We start from the raw sequence: 17,974 nt of genomic DNA, 5'->3' as shown, positions 1-17,974 counted from the left end.
TGGTTCCAGTCGTCGCGGGGGTTGGTGGTCTCGGTCACGTCGCTCCTTAACAATGTGAGACTCGGGGGCAATAACAGCCCATAGGTCACCCCCAAGTCTATCGTCCGCAACCGCCCCGCGGGCCGACTTTCCCGGCTCGGGGTTACCCCTAACGCAGCACCTTGCGGTACTTCGCTGCGTCCGGCTGCGGCTCAAACGTCGGCGACTGGTCCTTATCCACCAGCACGGCACGCACGCCCTCGGCGAAGTCCGGCTCGCGGCGCACGAGCTCGCCGAGCACCCGCTCGTTCTCCAGCGCCCCGGTGAGATCCTGGTTGGCGTTGGCCTCGAACAGCTCGGCGGCCGCGACCAGCGCGGACGGGGATGCCTTGGCGGTGAGCTCGTCGACGAAGGTCTTGAAGTCGCCGTCGAGACGCGCCTGGATCTCCTCCCAGGACCCGCCGAACGTCGCCTCGATCTCGTCGAACCAGCGGGCGAGCTCGCTCTCCCCCGCCTCAAGCGCGACCTCGTCGAGCACGCCCAGGCCTTCCTCCACGATGCGGTCGACGAGCCCCTCCAAGCTCCCCACCTTGTGCGTGGCCAGGCCGAGCGCGAGCATGTCGTCGGGGGTGAGGCGGTAGCCGGTGAGCCCGAGGAATTTGCCCAGGTTGGTCGAGGGGTGCTTCGGCAGGTTCTGCAGAGTCCAGCTCATGCCCACGTCCGTGATGTAGCCGATGTTCATCTCCGGCATCGAGGCAAACGCGCCCTCGGCGACGACGAAGTGGGAGCCGTGCGCGGAGACACCCATGCCGCCGCCCATGTTCACGCCGGAAACGAGCGCAACGTAGGGCTTCGGAAAGTCGGCGATGAAGTTGTTCATCTCGTACTCCACGGCGAAGAACTCGTCGCAATGCGCTTCGTCGCCGTCGAGGATGAGCTGGCGAGCGGTCTTGACGTCGCCGCCGGAGCAGAAGTGCTTCGAGTTGGAGTGGATGACCACCTGCTCCACGGCATCGTCCTCGGCCCATGCGCGCACGGCTTGGTCGATCACCTTGATCATGTCGTAGTTCAGGGAGTTCAGCGCCTTGGGGCGGTTGAGGGTAAGCACGCCGGTGGTGCCGCGCACCTCCGCGATCACGAGCTGTTCATTCGTCGCAGTTGCTTCAGTCATGCGCCCAGTGTTCCACATCACACGGCGGCGCGTGCCTAATATTCTGCACACTGTCCACCTTTAGGAGGATTGAACTTAGGCCAGCCTTGCCTATACCCTATGAAGTATGACTGAGACTCTGACGAAACCGGCCAGCCAGCAGCTTTCCGAAGCGCTGAAGGCGCACACCGCCGCAGCGCACGACCAGGCAGAGAACTCCCGCTTCATGGCGGGCCTCGCGCACGGCGAGCTGAGCAAGGACGACGTAACCCGGCTCACCGTCCAGTACTGGCACATCTACACGGCGCTCGAGGCAGCGGTACGCCGCGCGTCCTCCCACCCGGCTGTGGCGCTCGTCGCAGACCCGCGCCTGGAGCGCGTCCCCGCTCTGGAGGCGGACCTCGCCGCCCTCCTCGGCGCAGACTGGCGCGAGCACGCGGCGGCGACGGAGGCGACCGAGGAGTACGTGGCGGAGCTGAACGCTCTCGGCGCGGAGGACGGCCCCGCCGTGATCGCCCACCACTACGTGCGCTACCTGGGCGACATCTCCGGCGGCCAGGTGCTGGCCCGCGTGTTCGCGCAGCACTACGGCCTCGAGGACGAGGCGCTGCACTTCTACGACTTCGCCGAGATCGGCAAGATTCCGCCGTACCGCAAGGCGTACAAGGCTGCGCTGGATGAGATGGCGCTGACGGAAGACGAGACCACCGCGCTCATCGAGACCGCCAAGCGCGCTTTCGGTCTGAACATGGGCGTGTTCCGCTCCCTCGACCGCGCTGCCGGGTAGCGGCGCTACCCTGGCCGGTGTGACTTCCCCCAAACTCGTCGCCCTCGACATGGACGGCACACTGCTCACCCCCACCGGCACTGTTCCGGAGAGCTTTTGGCAAGTGCTTGCCGACGCCCGCTCTGCCGGCCTCGTCGTCGCCCCCGCCTCTGGTCGCCAACTTGCAACGTTGCGGTCAATGTTTGAGCGCGACGAACCGGACACATTCATCGCGGAAAACGGTGCCGCAGTGTGGCATAAGGGGGAGATTGTCTCCACCACGCCGATGGACGAAGCGCCGGTCGCCCGCTTGGTCGCCGCGCTCGAGGACGCGCCGTTCACCGCGTACGTCGTGGTGTGCGCGCCGTCGGTCTGCTACACGCGCGACGATCTGCCCGCGGAGATCGACGAGGAGATCGCCAAGTACTACCACTCGCGCGAAACCTTCGCGTCGCTGACAGAGGCGCCGCTGAACGACGTCATCAAGATCGCCCTCTACGTCGCGTCCGACGCTGAGGCCGACGCGCTGCCGTGGGTCGAGTCCCTCGTGCCCGAGCTGCGCGCGCTGGTGAGCTCGAAGCACTGGCTGGACATCATGCACCCAGAGGCGGACAAGGGTGTTGCGCTGCTTTCGCTTGCCGACGCTCTCTCGATCGACCACCAAGCCACCGCCGCCATCGGCGACTACCTCAACGACTACGGCATGCTCAACGCAGCCGGCTACGCCGTGGCGATGGGCAACGCCCACGACGACCTCAAAGCGATCGCGGATGAGGTTGTGGGCACGAACGCGGATGAAGCTGCCGTCGAAAAGCTCAAGGCGTGGCTGTGATCGACTTCTCCCTGCCTGCCGACGTCGTTGCGCCGCAACTTCTGGGTTGCGTGATCACCATGCACGGTGTGAGTATCCGGCTCACGGAGGTGGAGGCGTACCTCGGCGCGGCGGACGCGGCGGCGCACACATTCAACGGGAAAACCGCCCGCAACGCGACCATGTTCGGCCCGCCCGGGCGGCTGTACGTGTACTTCTCCTACGGCATCCACCACAACGGCAACATCGTGTGCGCGCCGGAGGGCGACGGCCAAGGCTGCCTCATGCGCGGCGGCGAAGTTGTGGCCGGCGAGGAGCTGGCCCGCGAGCGCAGGCAGCGGGCGGATCACGCGCTCATTCCTTTTGAAAACCTCGCCCGCGGGCCCGGGAACTTGGGCCAGGCGCTGGGTCTGACCTTGCCGGATAACGGCACCCCGGTCGCACTCACGCCGAGAGACGCGGAGCCGGAATGGGTGGCGGGGCCGCGCATCGGCATTTCGAAGAACGCTAGTGCCCCGCTGCGGTTCTGGATCCCGGGCAATCGCACGGTTTCGACGCCGCGTGGGTACCCACGAGCGTCGAAAAGCTAATGCTTCTTGTTCTTCTTGTGCTTCTTCTTGGGGTCGGCATCTAGCTCGAGTTTCGCGGCGGCGTCGGGCACGTAGCGGAACTCCTCGCGAGGCGGGCGGGTGTAATCCGTAATCTCCGGGCGCGGCGGGATCTCCGGCAGATCCGGCTTGACGTGCTCGTACGGGATTGTCGAGAGGAGGTGGGAGATCACATTGATGCGGGAACGCTTCTTGTCCTCGCTCTCGACCGTGTACCACGGCGCGGACGGGATGTCGGTGTGGATGAACATCTCATCCTTCGCGCGGGAGTATTCCTCCCACTTGGTGATGGATTCAAGATCCATCGGCGAAAGCTTCCACTGGCGCAGCGGATCCTCGCGGCGGGAGACGAAGCGGTTGTACTGCTCCTCATCGGACACCGAGAACCAGTACTTGCGCAGCATGATGCCGTCCTCAACAAGCAGGCGCTCGAAGATCGGGGCCTGGTGGAGGAAGCGGCGGTACTCCTGAGAGGTACAAAAGCCCATGACGCGCTCGACACCGGCGCGGTTGTACCAGGAGCGGTCAAAGATGACGATCTCGCCCGCGGCCGGCAGCTTTTCCACGTAACGCTGGAAATACCACTGGCCCTGCTCGCGCTCGGTTGGCTTCGGCAGCGCCTCAATGCGGCAGGTGCGGGGGTTCATGTACTGGGTGATGCGCTTGATCGCGGAACCCTTACCTGCGGCATCGCGGCCCTCCATGATGATGACCAAGCGGGCGCCGGTTTCCACGACCCACTGCTGCATGGCCACAAGTTCCGCCTGGAGCCGCAGGAGCTCCTTTTCGTAGGCCTTGCGCGACAGCTTCGGGGGTTTCTTCTCGCTCATACCTCCCAACCGTAACGGATCGACCGGGAGGCACCGCCAGCGGCTAGTTCAGGAAGTACTCCACCAGGTAAATCGTCTCCCCGTCGCGGGTGGCTGCCACGCCGTAGCGCTTCGGATCCTTCGTCGGCGTGGTTTCCACCGCCTCGATCACTTCGTCCCTTTGCAGGAAGGTGACGCGCTCCGCCGCCTGCTGCGGGTCGAGTTTGTAAATCTGGCCCTTGCCCTTCTCAGTGCCGGTGGTGCCGCGGCCGACATCGCCGGTGAACGTGGCCTCACCGCGCACAGCCTGCTGCGCCCACGCCTCCGCGATCGCCTGCGCCTCCGGGTCCTTGCGGTGGCCCTCCTTGGTCAGCTGCTTATCGGATTCCGCCACCAAGTACTCCTCCGACACCAGGGACGGCGGGTTATCGCTGACGTCCCACCCAAAAGTGATTCGCTCCGGCAGGGTGATGCCGACCTTCTTCGCGCCGTCAACCAGGCCGCGCGGCACGTCAATAGGCGGCACCTGCGGAAGGGGGAAATTCGCGTGGGAAGAGAGGTTGCCAAAGTCCAAGCTGGCACCCTGCGCTGATGCGGGGGCGGCGGTAGCGCCGAGCGCGAGAGCTGCGGCGATCACGACAGCACCGCGGCGATTATGTCCGTTAGTCCACATACGTGCGATTGTGTCACATCTGTCTCATCTGTCGCTGCGACGCGCCGGGCCGAAATAACTCCCGCCCATTCGGCGTGGGATAGGTCACTACGGCGGTATAACAGGACTATGTACGCAATTGATCTCAACGCCGATCTCGGCGAAACCACCGCGGGCAACCCGGTTGCGGATGATGCCGCGATGCTGGGCATGGTCTCCAGCGCAAACGTGGCCACCGGCTTCCACGCAGGTGACCCCCACTCCATCGCTGGCACGCTCGCAGACGCTGCGCGCGCGGGCGTGACCGTCGGCGCGCACCCCGCCTACAACGACCCGGCAGCGTTCGGCCGCCGCTTCGTGGATTACACACCGGGTGAGCTGGCGGATGAAATCCTTTACCAAATCGGTGCCCTGGACGCGCTCGCCCGCGCGAACGGCACCAAGGTCAGCTACGTCAAGCCGCACGGCGCACTGTACAACACCATCGTCCACCACGAGGCGCATGCCCGCGCGGTGGTCGACGGCGTGAAGGCGTACAGCCCTGACCTTCCGCTGATGCTGCTGCCCGGCGGGATTGCCGTTGACATTGCGGAGCAGGCTGGCCTGCGCGTCATCCGCGAGGCGTTCGCCGACCGCGGGTACAACCCGGATGGCACGCTCGTGTCCCGCCGCGAGCCGAACGCCGTCATGCACGACCCAGAAGCTGTCGCCCAGCGCGTGCTGCAGGTGGCAACCACCGGCTCCGTCACCGCGATCGACGGCACCAAGGTTGACGTGCGCGCGGAGTCCGTGTGCGTGCACGGAGACTCCCCCGGTTCGGTCGAGATGACGCGCAGCGTTGTCGCTCGCCTCGCCGCTGAAGGCGTGGAGATTCGGAGCTTCCTGTGACGGCGCAGATCAAGCGCGTCGGGTCGCGCGCACTCATGGTCGACCTGCCCGACCTCGAATCCGTCATGGACTGGCACGCGGCGCTGAGCGCGAACCCGCTCGACCGCCAGACGGATGTTGTCGCCGCCGCGCGCACCGTCCTCATCACCTTCGATGCCCCGGCGGCTACCGCGCAGGCAGCGCGCGCCCTGGAACAGTTCCGGCCCGAGCATGCGCAGCGCACCGCACCGCGCGACATCACCATCGAGGTGCTTTACGACGGTGCCGATCTCGAATCGCTGGCTGAACATTTGAAGATGAGCGTCGATAGCCTCATCGATTGGCACACATCGACCACGTGGACAGCGGCATTCGGCGGCTTCGCCCCGGGTTTCACCTACTGCGTGCCGGAATCGCCGGAACGCGCGCTCAGCGTGCCGCGCCTAACGTCGCCACGCACTGAGGTCCCCGCCGGCTCCGTGGCACTGGCGGGCGAATTCTCCGCAATTTACCCCCGGACCTCCCCTGGCGGATGGCAGCTGATCGGCCGCTCCAGCGCGCCGATGTGGGACTCCTCCAAGCACCCGCCCGCGCTGGTCGCCCCCGGGGATCGAGTGCGATACACGGCCGTCGATACGCTTGCCGACGGTGCCGAAACCTACCACCGCCACCTCGAGCGGCCCGCGCGCCGCCCGATCTTTTCCGTCGATGACCCCGGTTTGCAGACGTTGTACCAGGACCTTGGCCGGCAGGGGAACGCCAATCTGGGTGTGACCACGTCGGGTTCGGCGGACCGAGCGTCGGCACGCACCGCAAACGCCGCCGTGGGCAACAAGCGCAACGCGACGCTTCTGGAAAACATCGGCGGTTGCGCTCTGACCGCGCTCGCCGAGACGGTCGTGTGCATCACCGGCGCGGAGGCGAAAGTGACGATCAACGGCCGGCCCGTGCTCCTCGCGACGCCGACGATCGTCCCAGCGGGCGCCGAGCTCGTCGTCGCACCGGCAACGCTCGGCATGCGCACCTACATCGCCGTGCGAGGCGGACTCATCGCCGACACCGAGCTGGATTCCGCCGCCACCGACATGCTTTCCGGCCTCGGTCCGGACCCGATTCAGGCGGGCGACAGGATCGCAATGGCGCTGACACCCCCGGATAGCGCGAATTCGCTGCTCAGCAACCCGCTGCGCGTCACCCACGAGAACGGGAAAACGACGGGCACCGTGCGCTGCGTGCTCGGGCCTCGCGACGATTGGTTCGATGCCGCAACTGTCGAACGCTTCCTGAACACCGAGTTCGCAGTCACCTCCGACTCGAACCGCGTCGGGCTTCGCCTCGAAAGCGCGGAACCCCTCGAGCGCGCCCGCGAGGGCGAACTCCCCAGCGAAGGCATGGTGGCCGGCTCAGTGCAGATCCCGCCGAATGGCCAGCCGGTGCTTTTCCTCCGCGACCACGCGGTGACCGGTGGGTACCCCGTGATCGCCACCGTGATCAATGAAGATGTCGACATCGCCGCACAACTCCCGCCGGGCGGAACCATCCGCTTCGAACGCTTCGACCCCTCTGCCTAGCCAGCCGCCAACAGAAAGACAGCACAATGACACTCAACGCCGTACTGATTGCGAACCGCGGCGAAATCGCCGTCCGCATCGCCCACACCGCACGCCAGCTGGGCATCCGCTCCATCGCCGTCTACTCCGAGCCGGACACTGGCGCGCCCCACACCTTGGTGGCGGATGAGGCCTACCTCCTGCCAGGTAAAACCTCCGCCGAGACGTACATGAACATCCCGGCCCTCATCGACATCGCGCACCGCGCGGGCGCCGACTGCCTTCACCCGGGGTATGGCTTTCTTTCCGAAAACGCCGACTTCGCCCGCACCGTCCAAGACGCGGGCCTGACCTGGATCGGCCCCTCGCCGGAATCCATCGAGCTTTTGGGAGACAAGCTCTCCGCCCGCGCACTTGCGGTTGAGGTGGGCGCGCCGCTCGCACCGGGCACTCCGGAGCCGCTCTCAACCTGGGAGGAGGCGCGCGACTTTGCCGAGGAGCACGGCATGCCGATCGCGATTAAGGCCGCGTTTGGCGGCGGCGGCCGCGGCTTGAAGGTCGTGTTTGACGAGGCCGATATCGAGGAGGGTTTCGCGTCCGCCGGCCGCGAAGCAAAGGAAGCCTTCGGCCGCGGCGAGTGCTACGTGGAGAAGTTCCTGACCAACCCGCGCCACGTTGAGGCGCAGGTGCTGGCGGACACCCACGGTAACGTCGCCGTGCTGGGCACTCGCGACTGCTCCACGCAGCGCCGTTTCCAGAAGCTCATCGAAGAGGCACCGGCGCCGTTCCTCACCGATGCGCAGCGCGAAGCCATTGAGAACGGTGCGCGAGACATCTGCGCGAAGGCAGGCTACGTCTCCGCGGGCACGGTGGAATACATCGTCTCCGAGGACGGCACCGTGTCCTTCCTCGAGGTGAACACCCGCGTGCAGGTGGAGCACCCCGTCACCGAGGTTGTGAGCGGCGTTGACATCATCGCCGAGCAGTTCCGCATCGCGGACGGCCAGCCGCTCTCCTTCGCGGGCCAGGATCCGCAGCTTGACGGCCACGCATTCGAGTTCCGCATCAACTGCGAAGATGTCGTGAACGGGTTCGCCCCCTCCCCCGGCACCATCACGCGCTTCGACGTTCCCACCGGCCCCGGCATCCGCGTCGACAGCGGTGTGAAGACCGGCACCACCATCCCCGCCTACTACGACTCGCTCATGGCGAAGCTCATCGTGTGGGGTCCGGACCGCGACGCCGCGATCCGCCGCGCGGAACAGGCACTCAGCGAGTTCGACATCCGCGGCGTGCGCACGGTGCTGCCGTTCCACCTCGACATGATTCGCTCCTCCGAGCTGCGCGGCGACTCCCTCGACGTGTACACGGACTGGGTGGACAAGAACTACACCCCGTCCCGCAACCACGGCGCCGTGGACATCGAGCACGTTTACGAGGAGCGCACGAACGTTGTCGTGGAGATCGACGGCAAGCTGCACCAGATTGGATTCCCGGTGGCGCTGCTTGGGGCGGGCGTCGGCACGCAGGGCGCTGAAAGCGCCCCCGCCGCCGGCGGTGACGTAGCTGGTGCCGTGACCACCAAGTACGAGGCGACCGTGGTGCAGTGGCTCGTTGCTGACGGCGACAACGTGGCCAAGGGCGACCCGGTGGCCACGATCGAGGCCATGAAGATGGAATCCACCGTCAAGGCGCCGCGTGGCGGTCAGATCTCCATCGTGGCCAAGCAGGGCGAGCGCGTGAAGGCGAACGCTACGCTCGCGACGATCTCTTAGGGCACCTGGTAGGCGAGATCCCGCGCGTCGGTGACCAGCATCTTGCCCGGCGCGTGGCAGATCGCCAGCTCGGGCTTGGAGTGCATGGCCACTGATTGCGGAGTCACGCCGCAGGCCCAGAACACCGGGACGATGCCTGCGGGGATGTCCACGGCCTCGCCGAAATCGGGGGCGGCGAGGTCTTGAATGCCGATCGCGCCTGGCTCCCCCACGTGAATCGGCGCGCCGTGCACCGCGGGGTAACGCGAGGTGACGCGGACAGCATCTGCCACCTGCGCAGCGGGGATGGGGCGCATGGAAACCACCATCTTGCCCGCGAACACACCCGCGGGCTCGCAGTCAATGTTGGTCACGTACATGGGCACGTTGCGCCCCTGCTCGATGTGCGCCACGGGCACCCCGTTATCTAAGAGTGCCTGCTCGAAGGTGAATGAGCAGCCGATGATGAAGGACACCATGTCCTCTTCCCAGTACTCGGTGGCATCCGTGGTTTCCGCGACCAGCTCGCCGTGCTTATACACGCGGTACGCAGGGATATCGGTGCGGATATCGCCGCCCGCCAGGAGCGCCGAGCTGGTCTGCCCGGCCTCGAGCACCCCGAGCAGCGGGCACGGCTTTGGGTTGCGCTGCGCGAAAAGCAGGAAGTCGAACGCGTAGCGGCTGGGCAGCGCGATCAGGTTGGCTTGGGCGTAACCAGCGGAAAAGCCCGCGGTTGTTGCCACATTTTCGTGGCGGAACAACGCGCGGGCTTCGCGTGGGGTCATAGTGGCGGCAGACATGCCTTCAAGGCTACGGCCGCACTCAGCGCTATGCCAAGAGTGCCTTCAGGCCAAAGAGCGCGATACCGCCCATCACGAAGGTCAGCACCAGCACCAGCGCACCGATGATGAGCATCCAGGTGGGGTGTTTGTAGTCGCCCAGCAGATCCTTGCGGCGCCAAGCGGCGTAAAGAATGATCGCGAACGTGATGGGAAGGATCAGGCCATTGAATGCGCCCGCGAAAATGAGCAGTTTTTGCGGTGCGGAGCCGATGAAGAGGTAGATGACGGCGGAGATCAGGATGAATCCAACCGTGATCCAGCCGCGCTTCTTCTCGTCGTAGCCCTGCTTGGTCAAAAACGACACAGAGGTGAAGGACGCGCCAATCACGGAGGACAGGCCAGCTGCCCACAACACGAGGCCGAAGATTCGCAGACCGATCTCACCAGCGGCGTTGAAGAAGACATCGGCGGCGGTGTTGTCCTTAGACAACGCAACACCGGTAGAAACCACGCCCAGCACTGCGAGGAAGAGGAGCACTCGCATGATGCCGGTGACGATGATGCCGGTAACGGCCGAATTGGTGATGCTCTTGATGTTCTCAGGACCTGCTGCGCCCGCGTCGATCAAACGGTGCACGCCAGCAAACACGATGTAGCCGCCAACGGTGCCGCCGATCAAGGTGGTGATCACCTTGAAATCGACATCATCCGGAAGGACCGTCTGCTTCAGGGCCTCACCCACCGGAGGGTTCGACACAATGGCGACGTAGAGCATCAGAAGGATCATGATCGCGCCGAGCACGCCCACGATCCGGTCGAGCGCTACTCCGGCACGGCGGGACAAGAACACAAAGATCGCAATAGCGGCCGAAATTGCGCCGCCGATCTTCGGGTTCACACCGGCAAGCGCATTCAGACCCAGCCCGGTACCTGCGATATTGCCGATGTTGAACACCAAACCGCCCGCAGCAACGAGGACTGCGAGGAACCAACCCAGACCTGGGACGATCTTGTTCGCGAGCTCGCTCGCGCGCAGCTGGGTGACACCGAGGATGCGCCACACGTTGAGCTGAATGGCGATGTCTACCAGGATCGACAGCAGGATCGCGAACGCGAACGCGGCGCCCATCCTGACGGTGAAGACGGACGTTTGGGTGAGGAAGCCCGGGCCGATGGCCGAGGTCGCCATCAGGAACACGGCGCCAACCATGGGTCCGATGCCGCGCGGCGCAGTTGCCGGCATTGGCGTGGAGGAATCCGAGGTCACAGCGGTAGAACCACCGCGCGAAGCCGGGTCTGGAGAGGTCAAAGTGACACCCCTTTCAACATGTAGTGAATGTGACCCGGGTTATGTTAGCCGAGCTAACCCTCCAGTCGCTCCACAATTTCAAGCCATTCCATTTCCAGCTCGTCGCGGGCCTCACGAGCGTCGGCAAGCTCCCGGTTTTTCTCCCCGATCGCCGCGAAATCCCCGGCCTCGGACAAGGCCGCGATCTCGGCCTCCAGCGCTTCTGCCTGCGCGTCCACCTTCTCGATCTTCTTCTCCAGCGCGTTCATCCGCTTGCGCAGCTCCCGTTCCTCCTGGGAAGAAATTGCCTTTTGCTTGACGCCGTTTGTTTTCTCCTCTCCAAGATCCAGCACCCCCGCCTGCCCCTGGGCCGCGGCTCGCCGGTCGAGGTACTGCTGGATGCCGCCGGGGAGGTTGGTCAGTTGCCCGTCGCCGAACAGTGCATACGTCACGTCGGCGATGCGTTCGATGAGGTAGCGGTCGTGCGAGATCACCACGAGCGTGCCCGGCCAGTTGTCCAGCAGGTCTTCGAGTTCCTGCAAGGTGTCGATGTCCAGGTCGTTCGTCGGCTCGTCGAGCAGCAAAACGTTCGGCTCGCTCATGAGCACGCGGGTGAGCTGCAGGCGGCGCCGCTCACCGCCGGAGAGGTCGCCCACCGGCGTGCGCTGGCGTTTCGGAGAGAAGCCGAGCCGCTCGGCGAGCTGGGAAGCGGACAGCTGGCCCTTGCCCAGCTCGATGTAAGTGGCCACGTCCTCGATGGCGTCGATGACGCGGCGGGTCGGGTCGAGGTCGTCGAGCTCCTGACGCAGCCAGCCGATGCGGGTGGTCTGTCCCTCGATGCGTTTGCCGGCCGCCAGCGGGTACTCGCCGGCGAGGGTGCGCAAGAGCGTCGTCTTGCCTGAGCCGTTCACACCGACCAAGCCGATGCGCTCGCCCGGGGCGAGGCGCCAGGTGAGGTGGTCGACAAGGGTGCGGCCGTCGGGGGCGTCGATGCGCGCGTCCTCCAGCTCAATCACCACGCGGCCCTGGCGCTGCTTAGAAAACGCCATGAGCTCGACGGAATCGCGCGGAGCGGGTACGTCGGCGATGAGCGCCTCGGCCGCTTCAATGCGGTAGCGCGGCTTGGAGGTGCGGGCCGGGGTGCCGCGGCGCAGCCACGCGAGTTCCTTGCGGGCGAGGTTGCGGCGGCGCTGCTCCACCGCGTCGGCCTGGCGGGCGCGCTCGGCCCGGGCGAAGGTCCAGTCGTTGTAGCCGCCCTCGTACACGTCGACCTGGCCGTCGTGCACTTCCCAGGTCAGGGTGGCCACGGTGTCGAGGAACCAACGGTCGTGCGTGACCACCACAACGGCAAGCTTGCGGGAAAGCAGGTGGTCGGCGAGCCACTGCACGCCCTCCACATCGAGGTGGTTGGTCGGCTCGTCGAGCACCACCAGGTCCAGGTCCTGCACGAGCGCGGCGGCGAGGTTCACGCGGCGGCGCTCACCGCCGGAGAGCTGGCCGACGGGGGTGTCCAGGCCGAGCGCAGCGACCCCGGTACCCTGCAGCACCTCGCGCACTTTGGCATTGGAGGCCCACTCGAAGGTCTGCAACCCCAGGGGCTCGACGACTGCTTGGCCGACAGTCAACGCGTCGTCAAGCTCGAAGCGCTGGGTGACCACCGCCATGCGCAAAGAGGAGTTGTGCGAGACGCGGCCAGCGTCCGGCGGCTCGATGCCGGTGAGCACTTCCAGCAGCGTCGTTTTGCCGCCGCCGTTGACGCCGACGATGCCGATGCGGTCGCCGGTTTGCACGCCGAGGGAGACGCCGTCGAGCAGCGTTTTCAGCCCCCACGTTTTGGAGACGTTTTCGAGGTTGATCAGGTTAGCCATAGCGGGTGCTCATTCTACGCAGGCAAGAGCGGGTGCAGCTCCCGGCTGCGCTGGAATTGGGCGACGATGTGCGCGCAGGCCAGCGCGTCGGAGTCGGCGCGGTGGTGGGCGAGCTGGAAGCCCGGCGCGCAATACGCGGCGACGGTGGGCAGCCTGTGGTCCGGCAACTCCGGCAACAGGCGGCGGGCCATGCGGGCGGTGCAGTAAAGGCGCTTCGGCATGGTGCCGGTGAAGAAGTAGCGGTCGAGGCCGCTCCACACAGCCGCGTCGAAGGTGGCGTTGTGGGCGTACACGGGAGCGTCGCCGACGAATTCGACCACCTCGTCGGCGATGTCGAACCAGCTCGGCGCGTCCTCCACGTCGCCGCGGTAGATGCCGTGGATGTGGCTGAATTCGAAGGCGATGTGCTCCTCCGGCGGGCGCAGGTACGTGCAGATCTGCCCCGTCAGCTCGCCGTCGCGCACCTTCACCAGCGCAACCTGGCACGCGGACGCCCCGCCGACGCGGTTCGCAGTCTCGAAGTCGACGGTGACGTACTCTCCTTTGAGCAGTTCGCTTACCGACGGCAGGTACTTCGCCGCCTTGCCTTTCCCCGCCGCAGTTTCGGGCAGCTGCCGCTCGATCTCCGCGGTGGTGCCGTCGAGGTAGTAGCGCAGCGAATCGATGAGGGCCATGCCGCGAATCGTACACCCGTTCGGCTACAGCAGCGTTGCGCCCTCCGCAGGCCCCTTCGCCAGGAGGATGTCCATGCCCTCGCTGAGGTGTGGGTTGATGGCGTAGTAGGCGCGCTTGGCGTGCTGCTCGTCGTCGCAGAGCACCGCGATGGTCGGGCCCGAGCCGGAGACTATCGGGCGGCCGCCAGCCGCCTCGGCGAGCGCCATGATGCGTGTGATCTGCGGGCGCATCTTCAGTGCCGCGGGCTGCAGGTCGTTGTGCAGCGCGGCACCCAGCTGCGCGGGATTGCCGGAGGTGAGCGCTTGGGCCACTGCGGTGGTGTCCAGGTGCGGGACCAGCGCGGGGTTGTCGTGGCGCATGTCGTCCAGCAGAGCGAAGGCCTTGCCGGTGCTAATCGATGTGCCGGGGTTGATGAACAGCCACCAATACTCCCCGCGGCCGAGCATCTCCACGAGTTCGTCGCCGCGGCCGGTGCCGAGCGCGTTGCCGCCCATGAGCGCGAACGGCACGTCGGCGCCGAGGGTCTTGGCGATCTCGAGGATGCGGTCGTCGGAAAGCGCCGAGCCCCCGAAACGCTCGAGGTATGCGTTCGCGGCCACGAGCGCGGCGGCGGCGTCGGCGGAACCGCCCGCCATGCCGCCGGCGACGAAGATGGATTTGGTGACCTCGATGCGGATCCGCGGCAGCGCCGCGCCGGGGTGCTCGGCCCAGAAGGCGTTGACGGCGGCGTCGACGGCGCGCCACGCGAGGTTGGACGGCGTGTCCAGGTCCTCCGCGACCTCGATGTCCATGAGGAGGTTCGTATAGATCGCGTTAACCACGCTGCCCTCGGTGGCGGTGTGCGCCTCGACGACGAGTTTGACGTCGTCGAGCTGGTCCACGGCCTGGAAGACGGTGACCAGGTCGTGGTAGCCGTCGGCACGCGCCTCGCCCACGCCGAGGTGCAGGTTCACTTTCGCGGGCGCGCTCGCCGCGAAAACCTCGCCGAAGCTATCCACGCTGCTCACCCAGCCTGACGAAGTCGTCCACGCTGAGCGCCTCGCCGCGCAGGCCAGGGTCGATGCCCGCCGCGCGCAGCGCCTCCTCGGCGGCCGCGGGCGAACCGAAAACGCCGGCGAGTGTGGAGCGCAGCGTCTTGCGGCGCTGGGCGAAGGCCGCGTCCACCAGCGGGAAGACGGCACTGCGGAGCGCGCGGTCACGCTCGTCGCTGACGTCGATACGCACGAGCCCCGACTCGATGTTCGGCGCCGGCCAGAACACGTTCTTGCCGATGGTGCCCGCGCGCGACACGTCGCCGTAGAACGCGGCCTTCACGCTGGGCACGCCGTAAATTTTCGACCCCGGTTGCGCGGCCAGGCGGTCCGCCACCTCTTTTTGCACCATGACCAGCACGCGGCGGATCGTGGGGAACTCGGCGAGGAGGTGCAGCAGCACCGGCACGGAGACGTTGTAGGGCAGGTTCGCCACCAGCGCGGTCGGCGTCGCGTCGATGTGCTCGCGCGTGACCTTAAGCGCGTCGATATTGATCACGGTCAGGCGCTCGGCGTACTCGGGCGCACGCGTGCTGACGGTCGCTTCCAGCCGACCCGCCAAGCGCGGGTCAATCTCAAGGGCGATGACTTGCGAGGCGGTATCGATCAACCCCAAGGTCAGCGAACCGAGACCCGGGCCGACTTCAATAACCACGTCGTCGGGCGCAAGATCCGCGGCGGCGACGATGCGGCGCACCGTGTTCGGATCGTGGACGAAGTTCTGGCCGAGCTTCTTCGTCGGCGTGACGTCGAGCTCTGCGGCGAGCTCACGAATCTCGACCGGGCCCAGGAGGTGGGAATCGCTCATGGGTGCCCAGTTTAAACGTCGGCTAGCGAATGCCCAGCGCCGCGGTGCACGCCGGCCACGCGCCCCAGCCCTGGGATGCCTGGGTGCGCTGCGCGATGGCGATCTGCTGCTCGCGGGTCGCCAGGTTCGCGGTCGGCGCGTACTGGGTGCCGCCGTAGGCCGCCCAGGTGGAGGCGGAGAACTGCAGGCCGCCGTAGTAGCCGTTGCCGGTGTTGATCGCCCAGTTGCCGCCGGACTCGCACGCGGCGAGCGCGTCCCACACGGAGCCGCCGGCCACGGCTGGGGCGGACGGCGCAGACTGCTTCGTGCCGCGGGCGATGGTGGCCGCCTTCGGCGCGCGGGTCTCCTGCTCGCCGACGGTCTCCTGGTTTTCGACCTCGCCGTTGACGTAGGTGGTGCGGTAGTAGAACACGGTCTCGCCGAGCGCGCCTTCCTCGCGCAGTTCCTCGGTGCCCGCCTCCAGGTTCGGGTCGTCGACGTAGTTCGGGGCGACCTCCACGGCCACGATCTCGGAGGTGCGCTTTACCTCGACGCGGTCGATGACAATGTCCATATTCGGCGTGACGGGCGCATCGAGCGGGTGGTTCACGCGGTCGTCGGAATCCACGGCGATGCCGCGGGCGGCCAGCAGGGCGCCGACGGTCTTCGCGGTCTCGGTGGTGAAGTTGGTGTGGCCCGCGTCGGTGATGGCGACCACCTTCGGGGTGGTCACGTCGATGCTGAGGCCCTCGGTGACGCGCTGGGCGCGATCGATGTCCGTGGCCGCTGCGGCGTCGATGCCCGCCTCCTCCATGAGCTCGCCGACGGTGGCGGCGGTGGATGTGAGGCGCTGGGTCACGCCGTCGATGACCACAGCTACAGGCTTCGCGGTGCGCACCGTGACGGTGTCGCCGTTCGCCAGCGCGTCGGCAGGGGCGGGGTAGACAAGGTCCTGCGCGCCGACCTGCACGCCGGCGGCCTGGAGCGCGCCCTCTACGTTGCCCGAGAACGTCTTGATGTGGGTCGCCTCGCCGTTGACGTCGATGGTGACGTTCTTCTGGGCTGCCAGCGCCGTGCCGGCACCGCCGACGATCACCGCGCCGGCGACGACGCCCGCGGCGACGCGCTTCGGCATGGAGGTGGTGGACGGGTTGATCCGCTTGATCTGACGGGACATAGGGAGGCGCATCCTTGCAAGTTCTGTAACAGTCCAGGACCGGGAAACGATCCAACCCTGGTCACGGTACGGTAACGAAACGGTGAAGACAAGGCCGTTGCCGAGGTTCGTGCCGGCAAGCACGTCACATTCGGCACACGATTCACATGCGCCTCTGAAGCCCCTCCCGTGCGTCCAGAAACTACAAACCGTAGACCCTGCTGAAGGTCTCGCCGACCTCCTGCGCCACCTGCTCGGGGGTGATTCCGCGCGCCTCGGCGACCACATTCGCCGTGTGGCCGATCAGCGCCGGCTCATTGCGCGCGCCGCGGAACGGCTCCGGCGTCATGTACGGCGCGTCGGTCTCGATAAGGTACTGCCCCGCAGACGCGAGCGCCGCCGCCTCACGCAGCTCCTCGTTGCGCTTGAACGTGACATTGCCGGCGAAGCTGAGCACGTAGCCGCGGTCCAGCGCCTCGCGCGCCACATCCAGCGGCGAGGAGAAGCAGTGCAGGATCACGTGTTCCGGCCGCGGCGCGTCGGCGAGAATGCGCATGATCTCCGCGTCGCCCTCGCGGTTGTGGATCATGAGCGCCTTGCCGGTCTGCACCGCGAGATCGATGTGCCAGCGAAACGCCTCCTCCTGCACGTTCAGCGGCGCTGTGCCCTCGGCATCGTGTTGCAGCCAGTACGTGTCGATGCCGGTCTCCCCGATCGCCACACAGCGCTCGTCGGCCGCCATCTCGGTCAGGCGGGCGCGGGCGGCGTCGTCGAGCTCGTGCGCGCGGGTGGGGTGGATGGCGCATGCGGCGTACACGCGCTCGTCGAAGTGCGCGGCAGCGAGCGCGAGCTCCGCTTCCTCGAGGCCGTCGCCGACCGTGCAGATCCGCGCGACACCCGCGTCGGCGGCGCGCGCCACAATCGCGTCGACCTCCTCGGGCGAGCGAGCCCGGCAGGACGCAAGGTGCGTGTGGGCGTCGATCAGCCCGTCAACGCGTTCGGCGGGCACGGGCGTGGGGCGCGGCTTCTTGCTCATAGGATCAACCCTATGGCATTCACAGATTTGGATTCCGCTACCCGCCGCCAGCTGGAGAGCGACCTCGCCGAGGCTGCCGGACGCGGCATCGGCGGTGCAGTCACCGACGTCGTCGGCCAGTTCGAGGCGGAACTCACCGATTACCTCGCACTCCCGGCCGACGTGCGCCGCTCTTACCCGCGCGGCGAGACAGCGCGCCTCTACGGCACCGCACTCGGTGAAGCCCTGGTCCGCGAGGGGTTTACGTGGCAGCTGCTTATCGACGATTACGGCACCGACCTCGTCGTCGTCCGCGACGCCGGCGGCGCGGACCAGAAGTACACCGCTCCCCTCATCGTCGTGGATCAGCGCTTCGAGGACGAGGAGCCCGGGAAACTCACGACGTTCATCGGGCAGTTTTTGTAG

18 protein-coding genes are annotated in these 17,974 nt (G+C 66.6%); 7 read left to right on the top strand and 11 right to left on the bottom strand.

Going from position 1 to position 17,974, the window contains the following annotated elements:
- Positions 1 to 148: 148 nt before the first annotated feature.
- Positions 149 to 1,150: a 3-hydroxyisobutyryl-CoA hydrolase gene (locus tag M5J20_RS05720; RefSeq protein ID WP_253577420.1), complete on the bottom strand. Its 1,002-nt coding sequence runs from the start codon at positions 1,148 to 1,150 to the stop codon at positions 149 to 151.
- Between the two features lie 106 nt (positions 1,151 to 1,256).
- Here M5J20_RS05720 and M5J20_RS05715 point away from each other — a divergent pair, with 106 nt between their 5' ends.
- The 3 genes from M5J20_RS05715 to M5J20_RS05705 are packed head-to-tail and all read left to right on the top strand — an operon-like array spanning position 1,257 to position 3,296.
- On the top strand, positions 1,257 to 1,916 hold the full coding sequence (locus M5J20_RS05715) for a biliverdin-producing heme oxygenase (protein WP_253577418.1): 660 nt from the start codon (positions 1,257 to 1,259) through the stop codon (positions 1,914 to 1,916).
- A gap of 19 nt (positions 1,917 to 1,935) precedes the next feature.
- Entirely contained in the window at positions 1,936 to 2,727 is a 792-nt protein-coding gene (locus M5J20_RS05710) for an HAD family hydrolase (protein WP_253577416.1), read from the top strand.
- Entirely contained in the window at positions 2,724 to 3,296 is a 573-nt protein-coding gene (locus M5J20_RS05705; protein WP_253577584.1) for a DNA-3-methyladenine glycosylase, read from the top strand. The genes M5J20_RS05710 and M5J20_RS05705 overlap by 4 nt, the downstream gene beginning before the upstream one ends.
- Here M5J20_RS05705 and ppk2 read toward each other — a convergent pair.
- Complete coding sequence (gene ppk2, locus M5J20_RS05700) at positions 3,293 to 4,144, bottom strand: polyphosphate kinase 2 (RefSeq protein WP_253577413.1); 852 nt, start codon at positions 4,142 to 4,144, stop codon at positions 3,293 to 3,295. The genes M5J20_RS05705 and ppk2 overlap by 4 nt on opposite strands.
- Before the next feature lie 43 nt (positions 4,145 to 4,187).
- Positions 4,188 to 4,796: a hypothetical protein gene (locus M5J20_RS05695; protein ID WP_253577412.1), complete on the bottom strand. Its 609-nt coding sequence runs from the start codon at positions 4,794 to 4,796 to the stop codon at positions 4,188 to 4,190.
- Positions 4,797 to 4,904: 108 nt separating this feature from the next.
- Between M5J20_RS05695 and M5J20_RS05690 the strand changes: the two genes are divergently transcribed.
- Genes M5J20_RS05690 through M5J20_RS05680 form a run of 3 tightly spaced genes read left to right on the top strand, consistent with a single transcriptional unit; the run spans position 4,905 to position 8,967 of the window.
- Entirely contained in the window at positions 4,905 to 5,663 is a 759-nt protein-coding gene (locus tag M5J20_RS05690) for a LamB/YcsF family protein (protein WP_253577410.1), read from the top strand.
- Positions 5,660 to 7,213: a 5-oxoprolinase subunit B/C family protein gene (locus M5J20_RS05685; protein WP_367614896.1), complete on the top strand. Its 1,554-nt coding sequence runs from the start codon at positions 5,660 to 5,662 to the stop codon at positions 7,211 to 7,213. The genes M5J20_RS05690 and M5J20_RS05685 overlap by 4 nt, the downstream gene beginning before the upstream one ends.
- Before the next feature lie 26 nt (positions 7,214 to 7,239).
- Positions 7,240 to 8,967 (top strand): acetyl/propionyl/methylcrotonyl-CoA carboxylase subunit alpha, encoded by a 1,728-nt coding sequence (locus M5J20_RS05680; protein WP_253577408.1) that lies wholly within the window; start codon positions 7,240 to 7,242, stop codon positions 8,965 to 8,967.
- Here M5J20_RS05680 and M5J20_RS05675 read toward each other — a convergent pair.
- The 8 genes from M5J20_RS05675 to M5J20_RS05640 all read right to left on the bottom strand — a co-directional run bounded on the left by M5J20_RS05675 (position 8,964) and on the right by M5J20_RS05640 (position 17,569).
- Positions 8,964 to 9,746 carry a putative hydro-lyase gene (locus M5J20_RS05675; RefSeq protein ID WP_253577406.1) on the bottom strand — a complete coding sequence of 261 codons (783 nt, stop codon included), beginning with the start codon at positions 9,744 to 9,746 and terminating at the stop codon, positions 8,964 to 8,966. The two genes, M5J20_RS05680 and M5J20_RS05675, sit on opposite strands and share 4 nt — an antisense overlap.
- Positions 9,747 to 9,774: 28 nt before the next feature.
- Positions 9,775 to 10,938, bottom strand: coding sequence for an NRAMP family divalent metal transporter (locus tag M5J20_RS05670; RefSeq protein WP_253577580.1), 1,164 nt, complete (start codon positions 10,936 to 10,938; stop codon positions 9,775 to 9,777).
- 152 nt (positions 10,939 to 11,090) lie between these two features.
- Positions 11,091 to 12,884: an ABC-F family ATP-binding cassette domain-containing protein gene (locus tag M5J20_RS05665; protein WP_253577404.1), complete on the bottom strand. Its 1,794-nt coding sequence runs from the start codon at positions 12,882 to 12,884 to the stop codon at positions 11,091 to 11,093.
- A gap of 14 nt (positions 12,885 to 12,898) precedes the next feature.
- Positions 12,899 to 13,558 carry an exonuclease domain-containing protein gene (locus M5J20_RS05660; RefSeq protein WP_253577402.1) on the bottom strand — a complete coding sequence of 220 codons (660 nt, stop codon included), beginning with the start codon at positions 13,556 to 13,558 and terminating at the stop codon, positions 12,899 to 12,901.
- Positions 13,559 to 13,582: 24 nt separating this feature from the next.
- Positions 13,583 to 14,557 carry a 4-(cytidine 5'-diphospho)-2-C-methyl-D-erythritol kinase gene (locus M5J20_RS05655; RefSeq protein WP_253577400.1) on the bottom strand — a complete coding sequence of 325 codons (975 nt, stop codon included), beginning with the start codon at positions 14,555 to 14,557 and terminating at the stop codon, positions 13,583 to 13,585.
- Entirely contained in the window at positions 14,550 to 15,398 is an 849-nt protein-coding gene (gene rsmA / locus M5J20_RS05650) for a 16S rRNA (adenine(1518)-N(6)/adenine(1519)-N(6))-dimethyltransferase RsmA (RefSeq protein ID WP_253577398.1), read from the bottom strand. The genes M5J20_RS05655 and rsmA overlap by 8 nt, the downstream gene beginning before the upstream one ends.
- A 22-nt stretch (positions 15,399 to 15,420) precedes the next feature.
- Positions 15,421 to 16,554, bottom strand: coding sequence for a resuscitation-promoting factor (locus M5J20_RS05645; RefSeq protein WP_253577396.1), 1,134 nt, complete (start codon positions 16,552 to 16,554; stop codon positions 15,421 to 15,423).
- A gap of 181 nt (positions 16,555 to 16,735) precedes the next feature.
- Entirely contained in the window at positions 16,736 to 17,569 is an 834-nt protein-coding gene (locus M5J20_RS05640; protein WP_253577394.1) for a TatD family hydrolase, read from the bottom strand.
- Between the two features lie 12 nt (positions 17,570 to 17,581).
- Between M5J20_RS05640 and M5J20_RS05635 the strand changes: the two genes are divergently transcribed.
- The gene (locus M5J20_RS05635) at positions 17,582 to 17,974 is read left to right on the top strand and encodes a DUF3806 domain-containing protein (protein WP_253577392.1); all 393 of its coding nucleotides are present in this window, start codon (positions 17,582 to 17,584) and stop codon (positions 17,972 to 17,974) included.

Origin of the sequence: Corynebacterium stercoris (genome assembly GCF_024160105.1) — a bacterium.
Classification (GTDB): domain Bacteria; phylum Actinomycetota; class Actinomycetes; order Mycobacteriales; family Mycobacteriaceae; genus Corynebacterium; species Corynebacterium stercoris.
The sequence above is the reverse complement of the archived record's forward strand: the minus strand, read 5'-3'. Positions and strand labels throughout refer to the sequence as shown.

What these genes read in the sequence shown, in the direction of transcription:
- M5J20_RS05665 (WP_253577404.1), bottom strand. Translation starts at nt 12,884, where the DNA reads ATGGCTAACCTGATCAACCTCGAAAACGTCTCCAAAACGTGGGGGCTG.
- M5J20_RS05660 (WP_253577402.1), bottom strand. Translation starts at nt 13,558, where the DNA reads ATGGCCCTCATCGATTCGCTGCGCTACTACCTCGACGGCACCACCGCG.
- M5J20_RS05645 (WP_253577396.1), bottom strand. Translation starts at nt 16,554, where the DNA reads ATGTCCCGTCAGATCAAGCGGATCAACCCGTCCACCACCTCCATGCCG.
- M5J20_RS05720 (WP_253577420.1), bottom strand. Translation starts at nt 1,150, where the DNA reads ATGACTGAAGCAACTGCGACGAATGAACAGCTCGTGATCGCGGAGGTG.
- M5J20_RS05695 (WP_253577412.1), bottom strand. Translation starts at nt 4,796, where the DNA reads ATGTGGACTAACGGACATAATCGCCGCGGTGCTGTCGTGATCGCCGCA.
- M5J20_RS05675 (WP_253577406.1), bottom strand. Translation starts at nt 9,746, where the DNA reads ATGTCTGCCGCCACTATGACCCCACGCGAAGCCCGCGCGTTGTTCCGC.
- M5J20_RS05690 (WP_253577410.1), top strand. Translation starts at nt 4,905, where the DNA reads ATGTACGCAATTGATCTCAACGCCGATCTCGGCGAAACCACCGCGGGC.
- M5J20_RS05670 (WP_253577580.1), bottom strand. Translation starts at nt 10,938, where the DNA reads ATGGTTGGCGCCGTGTTCCTGATGGCGACCTCGGCCATCGGCCCGGGC.
- rsmA (WP_253577398.1), bottom strand. Translation starts at nt 15,398, where the DNA reads ATGAGCGATTCCCACCTCCTGGGCCCGGTCGAGATTCGTGAGCTCGCC.
- M5J20_RS05635 (WP_253577392.1), top strand. Translation starts at nt 17,582, where the DNA reads ATGGCATTCACAGATTTGGATTCCGCTACCCGCCGCCAGCTGGAGAGC.
- M5J20_RS05680 (WP_253577408.1), top strand. Translation starts at nt 7,240, where the DNA reads ATGACACTCAACGCCGTACTGATTGCGAACCGCGGCGAAATCGCCGTC.
- M5J20_RS05715 (WP_253577418.1), top strand. Translation starts at nt 1,257, where the DNA reads ATGACTGAGACTCTGACGAAACCGGCCAGCCAGCAGCTTTCCGAAGCG.
- M5J20_RS05640 (WP_253577394.1), bottom strand. Translation starts at nt 17,569, where the DNA reads ATGAGCAAGAAGCCGCGCCCCACGCCCGTGCCCGCCGAACGCGTTGAC.
- ppk2 (WP_253577413.1), bottom strand. Translation starts at nt 4,144, where the DNA reads ATGAGCGAGAAGAAACCCCCGAAGCTGTCGCGCAAGGCCTACGAAAAG.